At 62.6% G+C, this 21,346-nt stretch carries 20 protein-coding genes; 19 read left to right on the top strand and 1 reads right to left on the bottom strand.

Translation table 11 applies throughout. The annotated features are described in order from the left end of the window. Positions 1-8: 8 nt before the first annotated feature. Positions 9-257, bottom strand: a complete 249-nt coding sequence (locus tag AC1MGT_RS10780) for a DUF3297 family protein (protein WP_183555080.1) — start codon at positions 255-257, stop codon at positions 9-11. A gap of 205 nt (positions 258-462) precedes the next feature. Between AC1MGT_RS10780 and AC1MGT_RS10775 the strand changes: the two genes are divergently transcribed. The 19 genes from AC1MGT_RS10775 (at position 463) to hisC (ending at position 21,341) form a co-directional block, all read left to right on the top strand. Continuing rightward, positions 463-1,560, top strand: a complete 1,098-nt coding sequence (locus AC1MGT_RS10775) for a PAS domain-containing sensor histidine kinase (RefSeq protein WP_499504145.1) — start codon at positions 463-465, stop codon at positions 1,558-1,560. Between the two features lie 123 nt (positions 1,561-1,683). After that, positions 1,684-2,364, top strand: coding sequence for a response regulator transcription factor (locus AC1MGT_RS10770; RefSeq protein ID WP_183555085.1), 681 nt, complete (start codon positions 1,684-1,686; stop codon positions 2,362-2,364). A 276-nt stretch (positions 2,365-2,640) separates the two neighbouring features. Then, entirely contained in the window at positions 2,641-3,351 is a 711-nt protein-coding gene (locus tag AC1MGT_RS10765; protein ID WP_499504144.1) for a transposase, read from the top strand. A 251-nt stretch (positions 3,352-3,602) separates the two neighbouring features. After that, a complete protein-coding gene (locus tag AC1MGT_RS10760; protein WP_499504143.1) occupies positions 3,603-8,318 on the top strand; it encodes a glutamate synthase-related protein in 4,716 nt (1,571 codons plus the stop codon). Between the two features lie 32 nt (positions 8,319-8,350). Further along, positions 8,351-9,814: a glutamate synthase subunit beta gene (locus AC1MGT_RS10755; protein ID WP_499456029.1), complete on the top strand. Its 1,464-nt coding sequence runs from the start codon at positions 8,351-8,353 to the stop codon at positions 9,812-9,814. A 415-nt stretch (positions 9,815-10,229) separates the two neighbouring features. Beyond that, positions 10,230-11,033, top strand: coding sequence for an ABC transporter ATP-binding protein (locus tag AC1MGT_RS10750; protein ID WP_332531268.1), 804 nt, complete (start codon positions 10,230-10,232; stop codon positions 11,031-11,033). Continuing rightward, entirely contained in the window at positions 11,030-11,812 is a 783-nt protein-coding gene (mlaE, locus tag AC1MGT_RS10745; RefSeq protein WP_332531269.1) for a lipid asymmetry maintenance ABC transporter permease subunit MlaE, read from the top strand. Before AC1MGT_RS10750 ends, mlaE begins: the two co-directional genes overlap by 4 nt. 24 nt (positions 11,813-11,836) lie before the next feature. After that, positions 11,837-12,307 carry an outer membrane lipid asymmetry maintenance protein MlaD gene (mlaD, locus tag AC1MGT_RS10740; protein WP_332531270.1) on the top strand — a complete coding sequence of 157 codons (471 nt, stop codon included), beginning with the start codon at positions 11,837-11,839 and terminating at the stop codon, positions 12,305-12,307. Beyond that, on the top strand, positions 12,307-13,053 hold the full coding sequence (locus AC1MGT_RS10735; RefSeq protein WP_499504142.1) for an MlaA family lipoprotein: 747 nt from the start codon (positions 12,307-12,309) through the stop codon (positions 13,051-13,053). Before mlaD ends, AC1MGT_RS10735 begins: the two co-directional genes overlap by 1 nt. Before the next feature lie 15 nt (positions 13,054-13,068). Further along, entirely contained in the window at positions 13,069-13,719 is a 651-nt protein-coding gene (locus tag AC1MGT_RS10730) for an MlaC/ttg2D family ABC transporter substrate-binding protein (RefSeq protein WP_499504141.1), read from the top strand. 17 nt (positions 13,720-13,736) lie between these two features. After that, positions 13,737-13,994 carry an STAS domain-containing protein gene (locus AC1MGT_RS10725; RefSeq protein WP_499504140.1) on the top strand — a complete coding sequence of 86 codons (258 nt, stop codon included), beginning with the start codon at positions 13,737-13,739 and terminating at the stop codon, positions 13,992-13,994. Positions 13,995-14,193: 199 nt separating this feature from the next. After that, entirely contained in the window at positions 14,194-15,111 is a 918-nt protein-coding gene (locus tag AC1MGT_RS10720; RefSeq protein WP_499456024.1) for an ABC transporter ATP-binding protein, read from the top strand. Further along, positions 15,108-15,875, top strand: coding sequence for an ABC transporter permease (locus AC1MGT_RS10715; protein ID WP_183555107.1), 768 nt, complete (start codon positions 15,108-15,110; stop codon positions 15,873-15,875). Before AC1MGT_RS10720 ends, AC1MGT_RS10715 begins: the two co-directional genes overlap by 4 nt. Positions 15,876-15,892: 17 nt before the next feature. Further along, entirely contained in the window at positions 15,893-16,129 is a 237-nt protein-coding gene (locus tag AC1MGT_RS10710; protein WP_183555109.1) for a BolA family protein, read from the top strand. Positions 16,130-16,131: 2 nt separating this feature from the next. Continuing rightward, complete coding sequence (gene murA / locus AC1MGT_RS10705; RefSeq protein WP_499504139.1) at positions 16,132-17,382, top strand: UDP-N-acetylglucosamine 1-carboxyvinyltransferase; 1,251 nt, start codon at positions 16,132-16,134, stop codon at positions 17,380-17,382. Between the two features lie 15 nt (positions 17,383-17,397). Next, the gene (gene hisG / locus AC1MGT_RS10700; RefSeq protein WP_183555113.1) at positions 17,398-18,072 is read left to right on the top strand and encodes an ATP phosphoribosyltransferase; all 675 of its coding nucleotides are present in this window, start codon (positions 17,398-17,400) and stop codon (positions 18,070-18,072) included. A 7-nt stretch (positions 18,073-18,079) separates the two neighbouring features. After that, positions 18,080-19,417, top strand: coding sequence for a histidinol dehydrogenase (gene hisD / locus AC1MGT_RS10695; RefSeq protein ID WP_499504138.1), 1,338 nt, complete (start codon positions 18,080-18,082; stop codon positions 19,415-19,417). Beyond that, on the top strand, positions 19,414-20,244 hold the full coding sequence (locus AC1MGT_RS10690; protein WP_499504137.1) for a DNA-methyltransferase: 831 nt from the start codon (positions 19,414-19,416) through the stop codon (positions 20,242-20,244). Before hisD ends, AC1MGT_RS10690 begins: the two co-directional genes overlap by 4 nt. Next, entirely contained in the window at positions 20,241-21,341 is a 1,101-nt protein-coding gene (gene hisC / locus AC1MGT_RS10685) for a histidinol-phosphate transaminase (RefSeq protein WP_258836815.1), read from the top strand. The genes AC1MGT_RS10690 and hisC overlap by 4 nt, the downstream gene beginning before the upstream one ends. Positions 21,342-21,346: the final 5 nt, after the last annotated feature.

The following is a 21,346-nucleotide window of genomic DNA, read 5'->3' as shown; positions in this document are numbered from 1 at the left end:
CCAAAGGTTTACGCGTAATACGCTTCGACCTTGCCTTTCAGCTTGATCAGCATCGGGCGGCCTTTGCGGTCGAGGGTCTTGCCAGCGGCAACCTTGATCCAGCCTTCGCTGATGCAATACTCTTCGACGTCGGTACGGTCCTTGTCGTTGAAGCGGATGCCGACATCGTGCTGGAAGACGTCACGGTTATGAAATGGGCTGCTCGGATCGATCGAGAGCCGGTCTGGGAGCGGGGGGCGGGTAGCGGTATCGTTCATAGTGGTGAAATTATCGCCCAAACCCTGCCGGTATGGCGCAATTGTTTCGTTTGCCACGTGGATTCCATGCCGGATTGCCTTCTTTCATTCTTTCCTGAAACCATATTTTGCATTTTGCAAAGCAATATGTCACAGACAAGTGACGGTCGCGATATACTAGCTGGTCGATACATCGCCCGTAACTGTTGGTGAAGAAAGAGGTCCAATGAAGTCCAGTCCGATTGCCGCCACCACGTCTGCCATGCCGGCCCCTGCCGGCGATGCTGAGATGCTCACCGGGCGGCAATTGCGCACGATCGCCGAACTGGGCGACGACGTGGCCTTTGCCATTGCACTGCCGGCGGGAAGCGTGCGCTATCTGAGCCCGGCGTTTGCAGCCCTGAGCGGCTATGACGCCGCCACGCTGCAGAGCGCGCTCGATGGCGACAGCGCCTCGCCGCTGGCGCCGCTGGCAGCGTGGTTGCGCGCGATGGCTACCGGCAAGCCGGGGGTGCGCAACCGGCGCGAATTCGATCTGTTCGATGCCGAGCGGCGCCCGCTGGCGCTGGAAGCCCTGGCCATCGTGCCGGCCGATGACAAATCGGCGCTGGTCGGCCTGCTGCGCGACCTGTCGGCGCGGCGCGGCCACGACAGCGAATACAAACGGTTTGCCAGCATGCTCAATCACGAGTTCCGTACGCCGCTGGCGACGATCGATGGCGCGATCCAGCGACTGGAAGCCACATCCACGCATGCCGAGGAATCGGTGCGCGTTCGCTATCGCAAGATCGGCGCCGCGGTCGACCGCCTGATCGGGATGCTCGACGAATACCTGTCGCCCGATCGCATGGCCACGCTCGGGCGCACCCGCCAGCCCAACACCATCACGGTCGGGGAACTGGTCGAGACGGGTGCTGCCCAGATCCGCACCGCCGGGCGCGCTGCCGTACTGCAGCTCGACGATGTCGCCTCGATCCTGCGCGGCGAGCCGGAAGGCTTGCGGCTGGCGCTGAAGGTCATGATCGACAATGCGCTCGCGTTTTCGCCGCCTGCCGCCGATGTGACGGTGCGCGTGCGGCGCAGCGGTGGCGGCGTCGAGATCGCCGTCCTCGACGGCGGCGCCGGCGTGCCGCCGGACGATGCGTCGCGCGTTTTCGACAAAGGGTATCGCGGCCGCAACGCCGCCGGCCTGCCGGGCAGCGGTCTGGGGCTGTACATGGCGCGCTCGATCATCGAAGTTCACGGTGGCGTGCTGAGTCTGGCGCCGGGGCAACAGGGCGCCGGCGCCGAGTTCCGGCTCTGGATGCCGGCGCTGGTCTTATAGAGGTTATAGAGGAATAACTCCTTGCTTCAGGTAGCCTCAGCAGTGATAATCGGGACCGCGCTTCGGCGTGGATAACGCTACCATCGGTATCAACGACGGGCAGGTGACTAATATGGCAAGGGCATGACGCAGATACTGATTGTTGAAGACAATGGCGAATACGCCGACGACATGGCCGAGTTCCTGAAGGAGCTGGACCACGACGTCACGATCGCCCGGACCGCCAGTGAAATGTGGGCGGCGCTGACGCGCACGCCGGCTGCGGTCGTGGTGCTCGACCTCGGGCTGCCAGACGAAGATGGCTTCAATGTCATCCCGCGCATGCGCCAGCTGTATCCGGAAATCGGGTTACTGGTACTCACGGGGCGGGTGGCGTTCGACCACCGCATCCTGGGCCTGCGCCTGGGCGCCGACCATTACCTGACCAAGCCGATCAAGTTCCCGGAACTGGCCGCGCACATCGAGGCACTGGACCGCCGGGTACGCCCGCAGGACCCGGCGCCGGCCCCGAGCAAGTGGATGCTGCGCGTGAGCGCGCGCCAGCTCGAGCTGATGGGCAAGGTGGTCGACCTGACCGAAAAGGAATGCAACTTCCTGCACCTGCTGACGATCAACACGCGCCCGGTGCCGCGCCACGTGATCGTCGCCGGCATGGGTGGCGACGACCCCGACGCCAGCCGCCGCGTCGACATGCTGGTCTACCGCCTGCGCAAGAAAGCCCGCTCCGGCCTCGGCCAGGACCTCCCCCTGCGCAGCGCCTACGGCGAAGGCTACAGCCTCTCCGCCGGCTTCACCCTCTCCTGACCCGCCTCAACCCTCCCACAATGAGGGTCAGAGTCGAATTATTGGCCAATTTCCGCTCAGACAATTAGGGTCAGAGTCGAATTATTGGCCAATTTTCTTTTGGAAATTGGCTGGATTACACAATTACGGCTGAAAAGTCGGGCGATAAATTGCGTCTATACTCATTCTCAAATAATTAGGGACAGAGTCGGCAGGATTTCGCAAGATCTTGCGTTTAATTAGGGACAGAGTCATTTTCCATTGTAGAATCCGGATTCCACACGCACATCCGACGCCATGGCACGCCAACCTCGACTCATCGTTCCCGAGCAACCGCACCACGTAATCCAGCGCGGTAATAACCGCCAGATCATTTACAGGGACGAGGCGGACTACCAGCGATTTCTCGTCTGGCTCAAGGAAGGCGCGCGGTTTTATGACGTGGCAATCCATTCATACGTCTTGATGCCGAACCATGTTCACCTGCTGGCAACGCCGAGCGACGCCACGGGCCTGGCGCTGATGATGCAGAAGGTTGGCCGACTCTATGTTCCATGGTTTAACCACAAGTACGAGCGCAGCGGTGGCTTGTTCGAGGGGCGTTTCCGCACCTCGCTGATCGACTCCGACCGGTATTTCATGACCTGCAGCCGCTACATCGAGCTCAATCCGGTACGCGCGCAACTGTCCGTTGGCCCCGGCGACTACCCATGGTCGAGCTATGCCCACCACGCCGGCGCGCGTCTGGATACGCTCGTCAGCGACCATAGCCTGTTCTGGGCCCTGGGCAACACGCCATTCCAGCGCGAAGCGGCGTATATCGACATGGTCCAGCAAGGCTTGTCATCCGAGGAGGTGGATTTCATCACCACCTCGATTCTACGGAACAAGCCATTGGGGTCTGACTCGTTCAAGAGCCAGCTGGAGCAAAAAACACAACGCCAGATCTTGCCAGCCAAGCGTGGCCGACCTTTTAATCCGCCCCTTCCGCCGTTCGCACAAGCCTGAAACAGCGCAATTCCCGACACAACGGCACGGTTATTCGTGCCGTTTTTTATTGCGAAAACCTATTTAAAATCAAGAGCTTAGGTTGCAATGACGAGTACTCTTACAAACCAGAATGACTCTGTCCCCAATTATCGTCTTTCTCAAAAAGTTGTCAAACAATTCGACTCTGACCCTAATTATTGAGGTTGACGGGGGATTTTGCATTGCACTATTCTCGGCATTCGATCCCGTAAAGATGTGGAGAATGTCGCATGATTGCCCAAGGTTTGTATGATCCCGCCAATGAACACGATGCTTGCGGTGTTGGCTTCATCGCCCATATCAAGGGCAACAAGAGTCATTCGATTGTTGAACAGGGTCTGTTGATTCTGAAGAACCTCGACCACCGGGGCGCCGTGGGCGCCGATGCGCTCATGGGCGACGGGGCGGGGATTCTGATCCAGATTCCCGACCAGTACTACCGCGACGAGATGGCGCGCCAGGGCGTCGAGTTGCCGCCACCTGGCGAGTACGGCGTCGGCATGGTGTTCTTGCCGAAAGAGCATGCGTCGCGCATCGCCTGCGAGCAGGAGATCGAACGCGCCGTGCGCATCGAAGGCCAGGTCGTTCTCGGCTGGCGCAACGTGCCGGTCGATGCGACGATGCCGATGTCGCCGTTCGTGCGTGCCAAGGAGCCGGTGATTCGCCAGATCTTCATTGGCCGCGGCCCGGACATCATGGTCACCGATGCACTTGAACGTAAGCTGTACGTCATCCGCAAATCGTCCGGCCACGCGATCCAGGCTCTCAAACTCCTGCACGGCAAGGAATTCTTCGTACCGTCGATGTCGGCCCGCACCGTCGTCTATAAAGGCCTGCTGCTGGCCGACCAGGTGGGCGTGTTCTACAAGGATCTGCAGGATCCGCGCTGCATCTCGGCCCTGGCCCTGGTCCACCAGCGCTTCTCGACCAACACCTTCCCTGAGTGGCCGCTGGCCCACCCGTACCGCCTGATCGCCCACAACGGCGAGATCAATACCGTCAAGGGCAACTTCAACTGGACCCGCGCGCGCGAAGGCATCCTCAAGTCGGCTGTCCTGGGCGACGATCTGAACAAGCTGTTCCCGCTGATCTATGAAGGCCAGTCCGACACCGCCTGCTTCGACAACGCGCTCGAACTGCTGATCATGGCCGGCTACCCGATCGCCCAGGCGATGATGATGATGATCCCGGAAGCCTGGGAAAATCACGCGTCGATGGACGACAACCGCCGCGCCTTCTACGAATACCACGCAGCGATGATGGAGCCGTGGGACGGCCCGGCTGCGATGGCCTTCACCGATGGCCGCCACATCGGCGGCACGCTCGACCGCAACGGCCTGCGCCCGGCGCGCTACGTCATCACCGAGGACGACCTGGTCGTCATGGCGTCCGAATCGGGCGTGCTGCCGATTCCCGAATCGCGCATCGTCAAGAAGTGGCGCCTCCAGCCGGGCAAGATGTTCCTGATCGACCTCGAAGCCGGCCGCATCATCGACGACAAAGAGTTGAAAGACACCTATGCCAACGCCAAGCCGTACAAGGCGTGGATCAAGTCGGTGCGCATCAAGCTCAATGAAATCAAGCTGACCGAGTCGCAGCTGGCCGCTGGCCGCGCGAAGGATGCGCAGGGCGAAAAGCCGGCGCTCACGCTGCTCGACCGCCAGCAGGCGTTCGGCTACACGCAGGAAGACCTGAAGTTCCTGATGGCGCCGATGGCGGTGCTGGGCGAAGAAGCCACCGGCTCGATGGGCAACGACTCGCCGCTGGCCGTCACGTCCAACAAACTCAAGCCGCTGTATAACTACTTCAAGCAGCTGTTCGCGCAAGTGACCAATCCGCCGATCGATCCGATCCGCGAAAGCATGGTCATGTCGCTGGTCTCGTTCATCGGCCCCAAGCCGAACATCCTCGACACCAACAACGTCAACCCGCCGATGCGTCTCGAGGTCGCGCAGCCGATCCTGAACTTCGACGACATGGCGCGCCTGCGCAATATCGGCCAGCACACCGGCGGCAAGTTCAAGGCCTATGAGCTCAACATCTGCTACCCGGTCGCCTGGGGCAAGGAGGGCATCGAAGCCTCGCTGGCCTCGCTGTGCGCCGAAGCGGTCGATGCGGTCAAGTCGGGCCACAACATCCTGATCGTGTCGGATCGCCGCATGTCGCCCGACCTGGTCGCGATCCCTGCGCTGCTGGCCACCTCCAGCGTGCACCAGCACCTGGTAGCGCGCGGCCTGCGCGCCTCCGCCGGCCTCGTGATCGAAACCGGCTCGGCGCGCGAGACGCACCACTTTGCGCTGCTGGCCGGTTACGGCGCCGAAGCCGTGCACCCGTACCTGGCCCTTGAAACGCTGGCCGAGCTGGCGCATGGCCTGCCGCAGGAACTGTCGGCCGAGACGGTGAGCTACAACTACATCAAGGCCGTCGGCAAGGGCCTGATGAAGGTGATGTCCAAAATGGGCATCTCCACCTACATGTCGTACTGCGGCGCGCAGATTTTCGAGGCCGTGGGCCTGAACAAATCGCTGGTCGACAAGTACTTCAAGGGCACCTCGTCGAACATCGAAGGCATTGGCCTGTTCGAAGTGGCCGAAGAAGCGCTGCGCCTGCACGCGCTGGCCTTTGGCGCCGATCCGGTGCTGGCCAATGCGCTGGACGTCGGCGGCGAGTATGCCTTCCGCGTGCGCGGTGAAGACCACCTGTGGACGCCGGACACGATCGCCAAGCTGCAGCACGCGACGCGCGCCAACAACTTCTCGACCTATAAGGAATACGCGCAGCTGATCAACGACCAGACGCGCCGTCACCTGACGCTGCGCGGCCTGTTCGAATTCAAGATCGACCGCGACAAGGCGATCCCGATCGAAGAAGTCGAATCGGCCAAGGACATCGTCAAGCGCTTTGCGACCGGCGCCATGTCGCTCGGCTCGATCAGTACCGAAGCCCACGCCACGCTGGCCATCGCGATGAACCGCATCGGCGGCAAGAGCAATACGGGCGAGGGCGGCGAAGATCCGGCGCGCTACATGAATGAATTCAAGGGCATCGCGATCAAGAAGGGCGAGTCGCTGGCGTCGCGCCTGGGCGATGGCCGCGTCGTGGTCGATATTCCGCTCGAAGACGGCGACTCGCTGCGTTCGAAAATCAAGCAGGTGGCGTCGGGCCGCTTTGGTGTCACTGCCGAATACCTGAACTCGGCCGATCAGATCCAGATCAAAATGGCGCAGGGCGCCAAGCCAGGCGAAGGCGGCCAGCTGCCGGGTCATAAAGTGTCCGAGTACATCGCCAGCTTGCGCTTCTCGGTACCGGGTGTCGGTCTGATTTCGCCGCCGCCGCACCACGACATCTATTCGATCGAAGACCTGGCCCAGCTGATTCACGACCTGAAAAACGTGAATCCGCGCGCCTCGATCTCGGTCAAGCTGGTTTCGGAAGTGGGCATCGGCACGGTCGCTGCCGGCGTCTCGAAAGCCAAGGCGGATCACATCGTCGTCGCCGGCCACGATGGCGGCACGGGCGCTTCGCCCCTGTCGTCGGTCAAGCACGCCGGCACGCCGTGGGAGCTGGGCCTGGCCGAGACCCAGCAGACGCTGGTGCTCAATGGCCTGCGCAGCCGTATCCGCCTGCAAGCGGACGGCCAGATGCGCACCGGCCGCGACGTCGTCATCGCGGCGATGCTGGGCGCCGATGAGGTGGGCTTTGCCACCGCGCCACTGGTGGTCGAAGGTTGCATCATGATGCGCAAGTGCCACCTGAATACCTGCCCGGTGGGCGTGGCCACGCAAGACCCAGTGCTGCGCGCGAAATTCCAGGGCAAACCCGAGCACGTGGTGAACTACTTCTTCTTCGTTGCCGAAGAAGCCCGCCAGATCATGGCGCAGCTGGGCATCCGCACCTATGACGAACTGATTGGCCGCGCCGACCTGCTCGACAAATCCAAGGCGATCGGCCACTGGAAGGCGCAGGGCCTGGACTTCTCGAACATCTTCTACCAGCCGAAAGTCGAGAGCCAGCGCGCCCTGTTCCACACCGAAGGCCAGGACCATGGCCTGGATAAAGCGCTCGATCACAAGCTGATCGCGCAAGCCAAGGCGGCACTGGAAAAGGGCGAGCGCGTCTCGTTCATCTCGCCGGTCAAGAACCTGAACCGCACCGTCGGCGCCATGCTGTCGGGCGAAGTCGCCACGCGTTACGGCCATGCCGGCCTGCCGGACGACACGATCCACATCCAGCTGCAAGGCACGGCGGGCCAGTCCGCTGCTGCCTTCCTGGCCGGCGGCATCACGATGGACCTGGTCGGCGAAGGCAACGACTATGTCGGCAAGGGCCTGTCGGGCGGACGCATCATCGTGCGGCCAAACACCGAGTTCCGTGGCTGGGCGGTCGACAACATCATCGTCGGTAACACCGTGCTGTATGGCGCGATCTCGGGTGAAGCCTTCTTCAACGGCGTGGCCGGCGAGCGCTTCGCGGTGCGCAACTCGGGCGCCACGGCCGTCGTCGAAGGCTGCGGCGATCACGGTTGCGAATACATGACCGGCGGGACCGTGGCGGTGCTGGGCGACACGGGCCGCAACTTCGCCGCCGGCATGTCGGGCGGTGTGGCCTTCGTGTACGACCCGAAAGGCGAATTCGAAGCGCGCTGCAACACGACGATGGTCAACCTGGAGCGGGTGCTGGCGTCGAAGGACCAGACCGACCCGGCAGCCTGGCACAGCCAGTCGCGCACCAGCGAGCGCGAGTCGGACGAAGCGATCCTGCGCCGCCTGATCGAGCGCCACTTCAAGTACACCGGCAGCACGCGTGCGCGCAACCTGCTCGACGACTGGGCCAACAGCCGCAGCAAGTTCGTCAAGGTGTTCCCGACCGACTACAAGCGCGCGCTCGAAGAGATGCACTTCTCGAGCATGGAAGAAGCGAACGACAAGATCGATCAGGCCGCGTAAGCAGCCGCGGACCAACGACCAAGGAAAATATTGTGGGCAAAATTACCGGCTTCATGGAATTCGAACGGCAGGAAGAGGATCATCTCGAACCGGTCGCGCGTCTGAAGAACTACAAGGAATTCGTCATCACGCTGACCGACGCGCAGGCGAAGGTGCAGGGCGCGCGCTGCATGGATTGCGGCATCCCGTTCTGTAACACGGGCTGCCCGGTCAACAACATCATCCCGGACTGGAACGACCTGGTCTTCCATGGCAACTACCGCCACGCGCTGGAGAACCTGCACTCGACGAACAACTTCCCCGAGTTCACCGGCCGTATCTGCCCGGCGCCGTGCGAGTCGGCCTGCACGCTCGGGATCAACGACGACCCGGTGGGCATCAAGTCGATCGAGCGCAAGATCATCGACACCGGCTGGGAGCACGGCTGGGTGGTGCCGCAGCCGCCCGAACATCGTACGGGCCGCAAGGTCGCCGTCGTCGGTTCGGGGCCTGCCGGCCTGGCCGCGGCCCAGCAACTGGCGCGCGTCGGCCACGACGTGACGGTATTTGAGAAGAGCGATCGCCTGGGCGGCCTGCTGCGCTACGGGATCCCCGACTTCAAGATGGAAAAGGACCTGATCGACCGCCGCGTCGAGCAGATGCAGGCCGAAGGCGTCACGTTCCGCACGGGTGTGTTGATTGGCAAGGACTTTCCGGCAGCCGTCAGCAATATGGCGCGCGACACCATCTTCCCGGAAGACCTGGAAAAAGAATTCGACGCCGTAATCATGGCCGGCGGCGCCGAGCAGCCGCGCGACCTGCCGGTGCCGGGCCGCCAGCTCAAGGGCGTGCACTTCGCGATGGACTTCCTGCCGCAGCAAAACCGCGTCAACGCCGGCGACAAGCTGAAGGACCAGTTGAAGGCCACCGGCAAGCACGTGATCGTCATCGGCGGCGGTGACACCGGTTCGGACTGCGTCGGCACCTCGAACCGCCACGGCGCAGCGTCGGTGACGCAATTCGAACTGCTGCCACAGCCACCGGAGCACGAAAACAAGCCGTTGGTCTGGCCCTACTGGCCAACGCGCCTGCGCACCTCGTCGTCGCACGAAGAAGGTTGCGAGCGCGATTGGGCGGTGGCGACCAAGCGCCTGGAAGGCAAGGGCGGCAAGGTGGAAAAACTGATCGCCTGCCGCGTCGAATGGAAGGACGGCAAGATGACGGAAGTGCCGGATTCCGAGTTCGAACTGAAAGCCGACCTGGTGCTGCTGGCGATGGGCTTTGTCTCGCCCGTGCAGCAGGTGCTCGATGCGTTCGGCGTACAGAAAGACCCGCGCGGCAATGCGCGCGCCACGACCGAGGGCGACCTGGCTTACCAGACGTCGAATCCGAAAGTATTTACGGCGGGCGACATGCGGCGTGGTCAGTCGCTGGTGGTGTGGGCAATCCGCGAAGGCCGTCAATGCGCGCGCGCGGTCGATGAGTTCCTGATGGGCGCATCTGTCTTGCCACGCTAAGACATATGGTCAATGGCGGTCGTGCAATGCGACCGCCATGTTCGCCGGCTTGCAGACAATCCGGCGACAAATGCATGACAAACTATTTATAAACTGTCACTTGCTAATTCGTAAAGCTATCCCCAATTGGATGCTGCGATGCAAAATAGCCTGGCACGCTGTTGTCCTATCACGCGGCCTGTATCGTACGGTTTATGTAAATATGTTTCAATTATATTGATTCCTAACAAGGAATCGCAATATTGTCATGTATGCATAATCCAATGAAAACAATCGCTTACAACGTTAAATAGCTGACTGAACAGTTATTAGTGTTGTAATGTCACGTCGCCAGCCGGGGGTAAAATCGGGTCCCTCAAGCGGGTAAATAGCTTTCTGCACTACAATACCGGATTCCCTAACCTCAAATGATGCTGTGTCGAACCTAGTCGAAATCCGCGATCTGCATTTTGCTTACGGTGAGCGTTCCATTCTGTCGAATCTGCGCATGGATTTCCCACGTGGCAAGCTCATTGCTGTCATGGGCGGGTCCGGTTGCGGCAAGACGACGGTGTTGCGCCTCATCGGTGGCCAGATTCGCCCCCAGCGTGGCGAAGTCCGCATTGGCGGCGAAGTCGTGCACAGCCTCGATACGCAGGGGCTGTACCGCCTGCGCCGGCGCATGGGCATGCTGTTCCAGTTTGGCGCACTGTTTACCGACCTGTCGGTGTTCGATAACGTGGCGTTTCCGCTGCGCGAGCACACCGACCTGCCCGAAGAACTCATCCGCGACCTCGTCCTCATGAAGCTCAACGCCGTGGGCCTGCGCAATGCGCACCGCCTCAAGCCGGCCGAGATTTCGGGTGGCATGGCGCGCCGTGTGGCCGTCGCGCGCGCCGTTGCGCTTGATCCTGAACTGATCATGTACGACGAACCGTTCGCCGGTCTCGACCCGATCTCGATGGGCGTGACCGCCAATCTGATCCGCAACCTGAACGACGCCCTTGGCTCGACCTCGATCCTCGTCTCGCACGACGTAAAAGAGTGCTTCGCGATTGCCGATTACGTCTACTTCATGTCCGCTGGCAAGATTGTTGCGGAAGGCACACCGACCGAATTGCGCGTGTCGACCGACCCGTACGTGCGTCAGTTCGTCAACGCCGAGCCGGACGGTCCGGTGCCGTTCCACTATCCCGGCAAGACGCTGGCCGACGACCTGGGCCTGGGAGCGCGCACATGATCGCCCGTTTCCTCGGTTACATCGGTTGTACCGTGCGCGAAGGCCTGGCCGGTCTCGGCTTTGCCATCCGCTCGTTCCTCAGCATCCTGCGTGTCTCGCCAGGCGCGTTCCGCCGCCCGGGTTTGATTTCCGAGCAGATCCACTTCATCGGTAACTATTCGCTGGTGATCATTGCCGTGTCCGGCCTGTTTGTCGGCATGGTGCTGGGCCTGCAGGGTTATTACACGCTGAACCAGTACGGCGCCGAGCAGATGCTGGGCCAGGTGGTCGCGTTGTCGCTCGTGCGCGAACTGGGTCCGGTCGTTACCGCGCTGCTGTTCGCCGGCCGCGCCGGCACCTCGCTGACGGCGCAGATCGGCCTCATGAAAGCGGGCGAGCAATTGTCGGCCATGGAAATGATGGCGATTAATCCGGTCCAACGGGTGCTGGCGCCGCGTTTCTGGGCAGGCGTGATCGCCATGCCGGTGCTGGCAACGGTGTTTTCGGCCGTTGGCGTGATGGGTGGCTACCTCGTCGGCGTGAAATTGATCGGCGTGGATGAAGGTTCTTTCTGGGCCCAGATGCAATCTGGCGTCGATGTGCGCGCTGACGTACTGAACGGCGTGATTAAAAGCTTTATCTTTGGCATCGCCGTGACCTTTACTGCCCTGTTCCAGGGGTACCAGGCCCAGCCGACGCCGGAAGACGTCTCGCGTGCGACCACGCGTACTGTCGTGATCGCATCGCTGCTGGTCTGGGGGCTGAACTTCGTCATGACCGCCCTGATGTTCAATAAATAACTAACACGGTTTTAGGGTAATAAAATGCATCGCAAAACTATCGACGTCTGGGTTGGCCTGTTCGTGCTGCTGGGCTTGGCTGCACTGCTGTTCCTGGCTTTCCAGGCCGGCAATTTGAAGTCCATGTCGTTCGGGCAGACGTATTCCGTCAGCGGCCGGTTTGACAATATCGGCGGCCTCAAGCCGCAGGCACCCGTCAAGAGCGCCGGTGTGGTGGTCGGCCGCGTGGGCGAGATTGCCTTTGACGACAAGAGTTTCCAGGCATCTGTGCGCCTCGATTTGGATACCGACTATAAATTTCCAAAAGATAGTTCGTTGAAGATTCTGACCGCGGGCCTGCTTGGCGAGCAATACATCGGCATTGAAGCCGGTGGCGACACGAACAATCTGGCCGAGGGCGACCGCATCATCCGTACCCAGTCGGCGACAGTCCTCGAAGACTTGATCAATCAATTTATCTACAGCAAGGCTGCTGATGGAAAGGAAGGTAGTTAATGAACTACACCAACTCGCTTTCGCACGTGCGTCTCTGTGCCGCCGCCGCTGCTGTCCTGGTCCTGACCGGTTGCGCGACGACCGCGAACAATCCACAGGATCCGCTCGAAGGCTATAACCGCGCCGTTTACTCGTTCAATGACGCCGTTGACCGCACCGTGCTCAAGCCGACCGCGACCGCCTACAAGAAGGTCGTACCGGGCTTCGCCCAGACGGGCGTGAACAATTTCTTTGGCAACCTGTCGGATGCCTGGAGCTCGATCAACAACTTCCTGCAAGGCAAGGGCGAAGCCGGCGCGACCGATTTCGGCCGCGTGGCGGTCAATTCGACCTTCGGCATTTTCGGCCTGCTGGACATCGCGTCCGAAGCCGGCATGCAGAAGCACAACGAAGATTTCGGCCAGACCCTGGGCAAATGGGGCGTACCGAGCGGTCCGTACTTGATCTTGCCGCTTCTGGGCCCATCTACGGTACGTGATACCGCAGCATTGCCAGCCGATTTCGCGGGCGACATCTGGACTTACAAGACGCCGGTCAACTGGCGCAATGTGGGTACGGGCGTTCGCATCATCGACAAACGCGCCACGCTGCTCGACGCCTCGGGCCTGATGGACGACGCCGCACTGGACCGCTACGAGTTCCTGCGCGACGGCTATCTGCAGCGCCGCCAGAGCCAGGTCTACGACGGCAATGTGCCGCGCCAGGCTGATGACGTCGCCGAGCCAGCACCTTCCGAAACGAAGTAAGTTGAAAGGAATACGATGAAGCCATTCATGCACCTGATCGCCGCCGCCGCAGTCACCGCTGCCTTTTCCACGAGCGTGATCGCCCAGCCGGCAGCCAGCGCCGAAGCGCCGGACGTGCTGGTCAAGCGCATCAGCGCCGAAGTGATCGACAGCGTCAAGAACGACAAGGCAATCCAGTCGGGCGACCGCAGCAAGATCATGGGCCTGGTCAATACCAAGATCCTGCCGTACGTCGATGCCGAAAAAATGACGCAGCAGGCTGCTGGCCGTCACTGGCGCACCGCCACGCCAGAGCAGCAAAAGCGCCTGACCACCGAGTTCCGCAATCTGCTGGTCTATACGTACTCCGGTGCGCTGTCGACCATCAAGAACGAAACCGTCGAGTTCAAGCCGATGCGCGCCGCCGCCACCGATACCGATGTCGAGGTGCGCTCGCAGGTCAACGTCGCGCGCGGTGAGCCAATCACGCTGAACTACCGCCTGGCCAAGGAAGGCAGTGGCTGGAAGATCTATGACGTGAACATCCTGGGCGCCTGGCTGGTCGAAACCTACAAGAGCACCTTCAACAGCGAGATCAGCAAGAGCGGCATCGATGGCCTGATCAAGCGCCTGGCCGACCGCAATGCGCAACTGGCGTCCAAGCCGCTGGCAGCGCCGGGCAAGTAATGGCTGAGGCAAATCCCATGCTGACGATCGATGCCATGACCTTCGACAGCGCCCGCCTGGCGCTGGCGCAGGGTGAGGCGGCGATCGGTCTTGGTGAGACCGTGTTCGATCTGGCCGGCGTGAAGTCGGCCGATTCGTCGGGTGTGGCCCTGCTGCTGGCCTGGCAGCGCCGCGCGCTGAGCGCCGGGCACCGGCTCACGTTCATCAACGTGCCCGAGAACGTGCGCAAGCTCGCGTCCCTGTACGGGGTCGACACGCTGGTCGCACCAGCATGAATACGGGCAGCTTCGGCTGCCCGTTTTTTTTCTTCGCTTCGCCATCCTGCCCCCACGGCGTCCTGCCGGGTTTCTCTGCCTGGCCCGCTTGACATTGCGATTTCACCTATAATGGACTGTTTCCCTGCACGGTCCTGGTGCGTTCCCCAGCCGGCCTCCGTTTTGTTTTGACTATCGCGCGTCGCGCCTCCCATTTCGCATGACTGCAATCCAGATTGACCGTGTCGAGAAGAGCTACAAAGGCTTCAAGGCGCTCAAGGGCGTGTCCCTTTCCATCGAAGAGGGCGAGTTTTTTGGCCTGCTGGGCCCGAATGGCGCCGGCAAGACCACCCTCATTTCCACCATCGCGGGCCTGATCCGGCCCGACGCCGGCAGCGTGAAAATCCACGGCCACGACGTCGTGACCGATTTTCGCGAAGCGCGCAAGCGCCTGGGCGTCGTGCCGCAGGAGCTGGTGTTCGATCCGTTTTTCACGGTGCGCGAAACGCTGCGCCTGCAGTCGGGCTATTTCGACATCCGCAACAACGATGGCTGGATCGACGAAGTGATGCACAACCTCGACCTGACCGACAAGGCCGACGTGAACATGCGCGCGCTGTCGGGCGGCATGAAGCGGCGCGTGCTGGTGGCGCAGGCCCTCGTGCACCGTCCGCCCGTCATCGTGCTGGATGAACCGACCGCCGGCGTCGACGTCGAACTGCGCCAGACGCTGTGGAAGTTCATCGCGCGCCTGAACCGCGAAGGCGGCCACACGGTGGTGCTCACCACCCACTACCTCGAAGAAGCGCAGGCCATGTGCCAGCGCGTGGCGATGCTCAAGCAGGGCAATGTGGTGGCGCTCGACACGATGAGCACCCTGCTGCGCCGCGTCTCGGGCTCGCAGCTGGTCGTGCATCTGAAGTCCGGCACGCTGCCGGCTGAACTGCGTCCGCTCGTGTCGCACGACGAACCCAATAACGGCAACAACAAATACACGCTGCGCGTGAACGACTACGCCGACGTCGAGCCGATCCTGGCGCGCCTGCGCGAAGCGGGCGCCGTGATCGACGAGATGCAGTTGCAGCAGGCCGACCTGGAAGACATCTTCATCCAGATCATGGAAGAGGGTAAACAATGAATCTGTTCTCCATCGGGTTCCGTACCCTGTTCTACAAAGAGTCGCTGCGCTTCTGGAAGGTGGCCACGCAAACCGTCGCCGCGCCGGTCGTCACCGCCATGCTGTACCTCGTCATCTTCGGCCATGTGCTCGACGGCCGGGTCGAGATGCTCGAAGGCGTGGCCTACACGTCGTTCCTGATTCCCGGCCTCGTGATGATGAGCGTGCTGCAAAACGCGTTCGCCAATTCGTCGTCGTCGCTGATCCAGTCCAAGATCAGCGGCAACCTGGTGTTCATCCTGCTCGCGCCCCTGTCGCACGCCGAGATCCTGGCGGCGTATGTCGGCGCGGCGGTGCTGCGCGGGATCGCCGTCGGCGCCGGCGTGTTTGCGATTACCGCCTGGTTCGCGCACCTGACGTTCGTGGCGCCGGTGTGGATCGTCGTGTTCGCGATCCTGGGCGCGGCCATTCTCGGCACGATGGGCGTCATCGCCGGCATCTGGGCCGAAAAATTCGACCAGCTGGCCGCGTTCCAGAACTTCCTGATCATGCCGGCCACGTTCCTGGCCGGGGTGTTCTATTCGGTACAAAAACTGCCGCCATTCTGGCTGGCCGTCTCGCATTTCAACCCGTTCTTTTATATGATTGACGGGTTCCGTTACGGGTTCTTCGGCCAGTCCGACGTGTCGCCGTGGACCAGCCTGGCCATCGTGTCCGTGTTCTTCGCGGTGCTGACGGCCATGGCGATCAACCTGCTCAAGCGCGGCTACAAGCTGCGCCACTAAAAATTTTTGGAGTTATCGTGGCCACCACACCCGAACTGATACACGGCTATCTCAGCGCCGGCCTTGAATGCACCCACCTGACCGTCAATGGCGACGGCCAGCACTTCGAAGCGGTGATCGTCTCGCCGGCGTTCGTCGGCAAGCGCTCGATCCAGCGCCACCAGATCGTGTACGCCGCGCTGGGCGACCGCATGCGCGAGGAAATCCACGCGCTGTCGATGAAAACCCTGACCCCTGAAGAATTCAAAGGCTAATCATGGACAAGCTCCAGATCGTCGGCGGCAAACGCCTGCAAGGTGACATCGCGATTTCCGGCGCCAAGAATGCGGCGCTGCCCATCCTGTGCGCGGGCCTGCTCACTGCAGGCGACCTGCACCTGTCCAACGTGCCGCGCCTGCATGACGTGCGCACGATGCTCAAGCTGCTGGAAACCACTGGCCTGAAAATCGATCTGGACGACGAACACGTCACCATGAACGGCAGCGCGATCAACAATCTGGTCGCGCCGTACGAACTGGTGAAAACCATGCGCGCCTCGATCCTGGTGCTGGGCCCCCTGCTGGCACGCTTCGGCGAAGCCAAGGTGTCGCTGCCGGGTGGCTGCGCCATCGGCTCGCGCCCGGTCGACCAGCACATCCAGGGCCTGCGCGCGATGGGCGCCGAGATCACGATCGAAGGCGGCTACATCCACGCCAGGGCCACGAAGCTCAAGGGCGCGCGCATCCGCACCGACATGATCACCGTGACCGGCACCGAGAACCTGCTCATGGCCGCAACGCTGGCCGATGGCGAGACGGTGCTCGAAAACGCCGCGCGCGAGCCGGAAGTGACCGACCTGGCCAACCTGCTGGTGGCCATGGGCGCGAAGATCGAGGGCATCGGCACCGACCGCCTGGTGATCCAGGGCGTGCCGGAACTGCACGGCGCCAGCCACGCGGTGATCTCGGACCGCATCGAAGCGGCGACCTTCCTGTGCGCCGTCGCGGCCACCGGCGGCGACATCCAGCTGACCAATACCCGCACCGACATCTTTGACGTGGCGCTTGATAAACTGCGCGAAATCGGCCTGCAACTGACCGTCGGCGCGGACACCATCCGCGCCAAGATGGACGGTCGCCCGCAGCCGGTGTCGTTCCGCACGACCGAGTATCCGGGCTTCCCGACCGACATGCAGGCGCAGTTCATGGCCGTCAACACGATCGCCGCCGGCGCTTCGCGCGTGACCGAGACGATCTTCGAGAACCGCTTCATGCACGTGCAAGAGATGAACCGCCTGGGCGCGCAGATCACGACCGACGGCAATACTGCGTTCATCGACGGCGTCACGCGCCTGATCGGTGCACCGGTCATGGCGACCGACCTGCGCGCTTCGGCTTCGCTCGTCATTGCCGGCATGGCCGCCGAAGGCACGACGCTGATCGACCGCATCTACCACCTCGATCGCGGCTACGACCGCATGGAAGTGAAGCTGTCGGCGGTGGGCGCCGACATCGTCCGCATCAAGTAATCACATCGAATCACCATGACTTTTACCAGCAATACGGACGAGACCCAGCTGATCCTGGCGCTGTCCAAGGGCCGCATCTTCGAAGACACCCTGCCGCTGCTGTCGGCCGCCGGGATCGAGGTGCTGGAAAACCCGGAAACCTCGCGCAAGCTGATCCTGCCGACCAATGACCCGGGCGTGCGCGTGCTGATCGTGCGCGCCTCCGACGTGCCGACGTATGTCCAGTACGGCGCTGCCGATTTCGGCGTGGCCGGCAAGGACGTGCTGCTCGAGCATGGCGGCGAAGGGCTGTACCAGCCGATCGACCTGCGCATCGCCGAATGCCGCATGTCGGTGGCCGTCAACGCGGGCTTCGACTACGAAAGCGCCGTGCGCCAGGGCGCGCGCCTGCGCGTGGCGACCAAGTTCGTCAACACGGCGCGCGAGCACTTTGCCCGCAAGGGCGTGCACGTCGACCTGATCAAGCTGTATGGCTCAATGGAACTGGCGCCGCTGGTGGGCCTGTCCGACGCCATCGTCGACGTGGTCTCGACCGGCGGCACGCTGCGTGCCAACAACCTGGTCGAAGTCGAAAAGATCATGGACATCTCCTCGCGCCTGGTGGTCAACCAGGCTGCGCTCAAGCTCAAGCGCGAGCGCCTGCAACCGATCCTGGACGCGTTCGAACGCGCCTCCAAAGCAAAAGGCTAGACGCAAAATGGCAGTACAGATCCGCAAGCTCGATTCGACCGCACCCGACTTCGCCACCACGCTGAGCGCGCTGCTCGCGTTTGAAGCCGAAACCGACGACGCCATCGAACTGGCCGTGGCCGGCATCCTGCGCGATGTAAAAGCGCGGGGCGACGCCGCCGTGCTCGAGTACACGAACAAATTCGACCGCATCCCGAACGGTGGCGCGACCTCGATGGCGCAGTTCGACATCGGCCAAGGCGAGCTGGAAGCGGCGCTGGCTGCGCTGCCCGATGACCAGCGCGCCGCGCTGCAGGTGGCGGCCGACCGCGTGCGCGTGTACCACGAGCGCCAGAAGGAATCGTCGACCGGCTTTACCTTCACCGAGCCTGACGGCACCGTGCTGGGCCAGCGCGTCACGCCTCTGGACCGGGTCGGCATCTATGTCCCGGGCGGCAAGGCGGCGTATCCATCGTCGGTCCTGATGAACGCGATTCCGGCCCACGTGGCCGGCGTCAAGGAAATCATCATGGTCGTGCCGACGCCGGACGGCGTGAAGAACCAGATGGTGCTGGCTGCAGCGGCAATCGCCGGCGTCACGCGCGTGATCACCATTGGCGGCGCACAGGCCGTTGGCGCGCTGGCGTATGGCACCGAGACCATCCAGGCCGTCGACAAGATCGTCGGCCCCGGCAACGCGTATGTCGCCGCCGCCAAGCGCCGCGTGTTCGGCACGGTCGGCATCGACATGATCGCGGGCCCGTCCGAAATTCTCGTGCTGTGCGATGGCACCACCGATCCGGACTGGATCGCAATGGACCTGTTTTCGCAGGCCGAGCACGACGAACTGGCGCAAGCCATCCTGCTGTGCCCTGATGCCGACTATATCGCCAAGGTCGAAGCGAGCATCCAGAAGCTGCTGCCGACGATGCCGCGCGCGGCCACCATCACGACGTCGCTGGGTGACCGCGGCGCGTTGATCAAGGTGCGCAGCATGGATGAGGCGTGCGAGATCGCCAGCAGCATCGCGGCCGAACACCTCGAAATCTCGGCTGAAGATCCACAACAGTGGGCTGATAAAATCCGCCACGCCGGCGCGATGTTCCTGGGCCGTTACTCGTCCGAGTCATTGGGCGACTATTGCTGCGGCCCGAACCACGTGCTGCCGACGTCGCGCACGGCGCGCTTCTCGTCGCCGCTGGGCGTGTACGATTTCCAGAAACGCTCGTCGATCATCCAGGTCAGCGAAGCGGGTGCGCAAACGCTGGGCAAGGTTGCGGCCACGCTGGCGTATGGCGAAGGCCTGCAGGCGCACGCGCGCAGCGCGGAACTACGGCTCGATCCAGTCCCACCCCAGGCATCATGAGCGACTGGGTCAACCAGGTATTCTGCGAGGATGCGCTGTCAGGATTGGCGCGCATCCCGGACGGGTCCATCGACCTGATCCTGACTGACCCGCCGTACAACCTGGGCAAGGACTACGGCAACGCGTCGGACCAGCAAAGCGTCGAGGCCTACCTGGCCTGGACCGAGCAGTGGATCGACGCGGCAGTGCCGAAGCTCAAGCCCAACGGCAGCCTGTACATTTTTCTCACGTGGCGCTTTGCGCCCGAGATCTTCGTGATGCTGAAAAAACGCATGACGATGATGAACGAGATCATCTGGGACCGCCGGGTGCCGTCGATGGGCGGCAGCGTGCGCAGCTTCTCGTCGGTGCACGACACCATCGGCTTTTTCGCCAACCGCAAGGATTATTACTTCGACCTGGACGCCGTGCGCATCCCGTATGACGCCGCGACCAAGAAGGCCCGCTCGCGCTCGATCTTCATCGGTGCCAAGTGGCTCGAAGTGGGCTACAACCCGAAGGACGTCTGGAGCGTGTCGCGCCTGCACCGCGAGCATCCGGAGCGCGCCGACCATCCGACGCAAAAGCCGCTCGAGATCATCGAGCGCATGGTCAAGGCCTCGTGCCCGCCGGGCGGCATCGTGCTCGACCCGTTCATGGGCAGCGGCACGACGGCCATCGCCGCCAAGCGCCTCGGGCGCCAGTACACCGGCTTTGAACTCAATCCCGCGTATTGCGCCATCATCCACGAGCGCCTGGCAGCGCCGGAGGTGCCAATGACCGGGGCAAAAAAACGCAAGGCGGCCAAGGCCGCCATGGCCACACTCTCCACGGAAGAAACTTTATGACCGACATCGCCAAACTGATCGAGAACACCATCCGCGCCGACGTGCGCGCCGTGGGCGGATACCACGTGCCGGACTCGATCGGCTACGTCAAGCTCGACGCGATGGAAAACCCGTACCAGCTGCCGGACGAGCTGCGCACGCAGCTGGGCGCGCGCCTGGCCGACGCGGCGCTGAACCGTTATCCGGTGCCGTCGTACCGCACGCTGAAGGACGCCATCTGCGCCAAACTGGGCATCCCGGCCGGCTACGACGTCCTGCTCGGCAATGGCTCGGATGAGCTGATCACGATCCTGGCGACCACCATTGCGCGCCAGGAACGCGACGGATCCAAGCGCGCCGTGGTGATGGCGCCGGTGCCGGCGTTCGTGATGTTTTCGCGCTCGGCGCAGTTTGCCGGCGCCGATTTTGTCGGCGTGCCGATCAAGCCCGACTTTTCGCTGGACCTGCCGGCCATGCTGGCCGCCATCGACGAGCACAAGCCGTCGCTGGTCTTCCTCGCGTACCCGAACAACCCGACCGGCAACCTGTACGATGCTGCCGACATGGAAGCGATCATCACGGCGCTCGGCGAGCATGGCGTCGTTGTCGTCGACGAAGCCTACCAGCCGTTCGCCAAGGTCAGTTTCATGGACCGCCTGCCGCAGCACCCGAACCTGGTCGTGATGCGCACGCTGTCCAAACTCGGCCTGGCCGGCATCCGCCTCGGGTACATGGCGGCGGCGGCGCCGCTGCTGGCCGAATTCGAGAAGGTGCGCCCGCCGTACAACGTGAATATCCTGACCCAGGTGGCGGCCGAATTCGCCCTCGAGCATCTGGATGTGCTGGACCGCCAGGCCGAGCTGCTCAATGTCGAGCGCACCCGCCTGGCCGCAGAACTGGCTGGCCTGCCGGGCGTGGAAGTGTTCCCGTCGGCCGCCAATTTCATCGCGCTGCGCGTGCCCGATGCCGAGCGCGCCTGCAAGCTTCTCCACGGCGAGAAGGTCCTGATCAAAAATTTGAGTAAAATGCACACATTGCTGGCCAACTGCATCCGCGTCACGGTCAGCACGCCGCAAGAAAACGACCAGTTCCTGACCGCCCTGAAGGCTTCCCTGTAGTAGCG

The sequence above is a fragment of the Telluria sp. BA11 genome (genome assembly GCF_056680305.1).
The sequence above is the reverse complement of the archived record's forward strand: the minus strand, read 5'-3'. Positions and strand labels throughout refer to the sequence as shown.

Excerpts from the sequence above, each read along its gene's own strand:
- AC1MGT_RS10780 (WP_183555080.1), bottom strand. The coding sequence starts at position 257 with ATGAACGATACCGCTACCCGCCCCCCGCTCCCAGACCGGCTCTCGATC.
- mlaE (WP_332531269.1), top strand. The coding sequence starts at position 11,030 with ATGATCGCCCGTTTCCTCGGTTACATCGGTTGTACCGTGCGCGAAGGC.
- murA (WP_499504139.1), top strand. The coding sequence starts at position 16,132 with ATGGACAAGCTCCAGATCGTCGGCGGCAAACGCCTGCAAGGTGACATC.
- AC1MGT_RS10765 (WP_499504144.1), top strand. The coding sequence starts at position 2,641 with ATGGCACGCCAACCTCGACTCATCGTTCCCGAGCAACCGCACCACGTA.
- AC1MGT_RS10730 (WP_499504141.1), top strand. The coding sequence starts at position 13,069 with ATGAAGCCATTCATGCACCTGATCGCCGCCGCCGCAGTCACCGCTGCC.
- AC1MGT_RS10760 (WP_499504143.1), top strand. The coding sequence starts at position 3,603 with ATGATTGCCCAAGGTTTGTATGATCCCGCCAATGAACACGATGCTTGC.
- mlaD (WP_332531270.1), top strand. The coding sequence starts at position 11,837 with ATGCATCGCAAAACTATCGACGTCTGGGTTGGCCTGTTCGTGCTGCTG.
- AC1MGT_RS10715 (WP_183555107.1), top strand. The coding sequence starts at position 15,108 with ATGAATCTGTTCTCCATCGGGTTCCGTACCCTGTTCTACAAAGAGTCG.
- AC1MGT_RS10735 (WP_499504142.1), top strand. The coding sequence starts at position 12,307 with ATGAACTACACCAACTCGCTTTCGCACGTGCGTCTCTGTGCCGCCGCC.
- hisD (WP_499504138.1), top strand. The coding sequence starts at position 18,080 with ATGGCAGTACAGATCCGCAAGCTCGATTCGACCGCACCCGACTTCGCC.
- hisC (WP_258836815.1), top strand. The coding sequence starts at position 20,241 with ATGACCGACATCGCCAAACTGATCGAGAACACCATCCGCGCCGACGTG.
- AC1MGT_RS10775 (WP_499504145.1), top strand. The coding sequence starts at position 463 with ATGAAGTCCAGTCCGATTGCCGCCACCACGTCTGCCATGCCGGCCCCT.
- AC1MGT_RS10690 (WP_499504137.1), top strand. The coding sequence starts at position 19,414 with ATGAGCGACTGGGTCAACCAGGTATTCTGCGAGGATGCGCTGTCAGGA.
- AC1MGT_RS10770 (WP_183555085.1), top strand. The coding sequence starts at position 1,684 with ATGACGCAGATACTGATTGTTGAAGACAATGGCGAATACGCCGACGAC.
- AC1MGT_RS10720 (WP_499456024.1), top strand. The coding sequence starts at position 14,194 with ATGACTGCAATCCAGATTGACCGTGTCGAGAAGAGCTACAAAGGCTTC.
- AC1MGT_RS10725 (WP_499504140.1), top strand. The coding sequence starts at position 13,737 with ATGCTGACGATCGATGCCATGACCTTCGACAGCGCCCGCCTGGCGCTG.
- hisG (WP_183555113.1), top strand. The coding sequence starts at position 17,398 with ATGACTTTTACCAGCAATACGGACGAGACCCAGCTGATCCTGGCGCTG.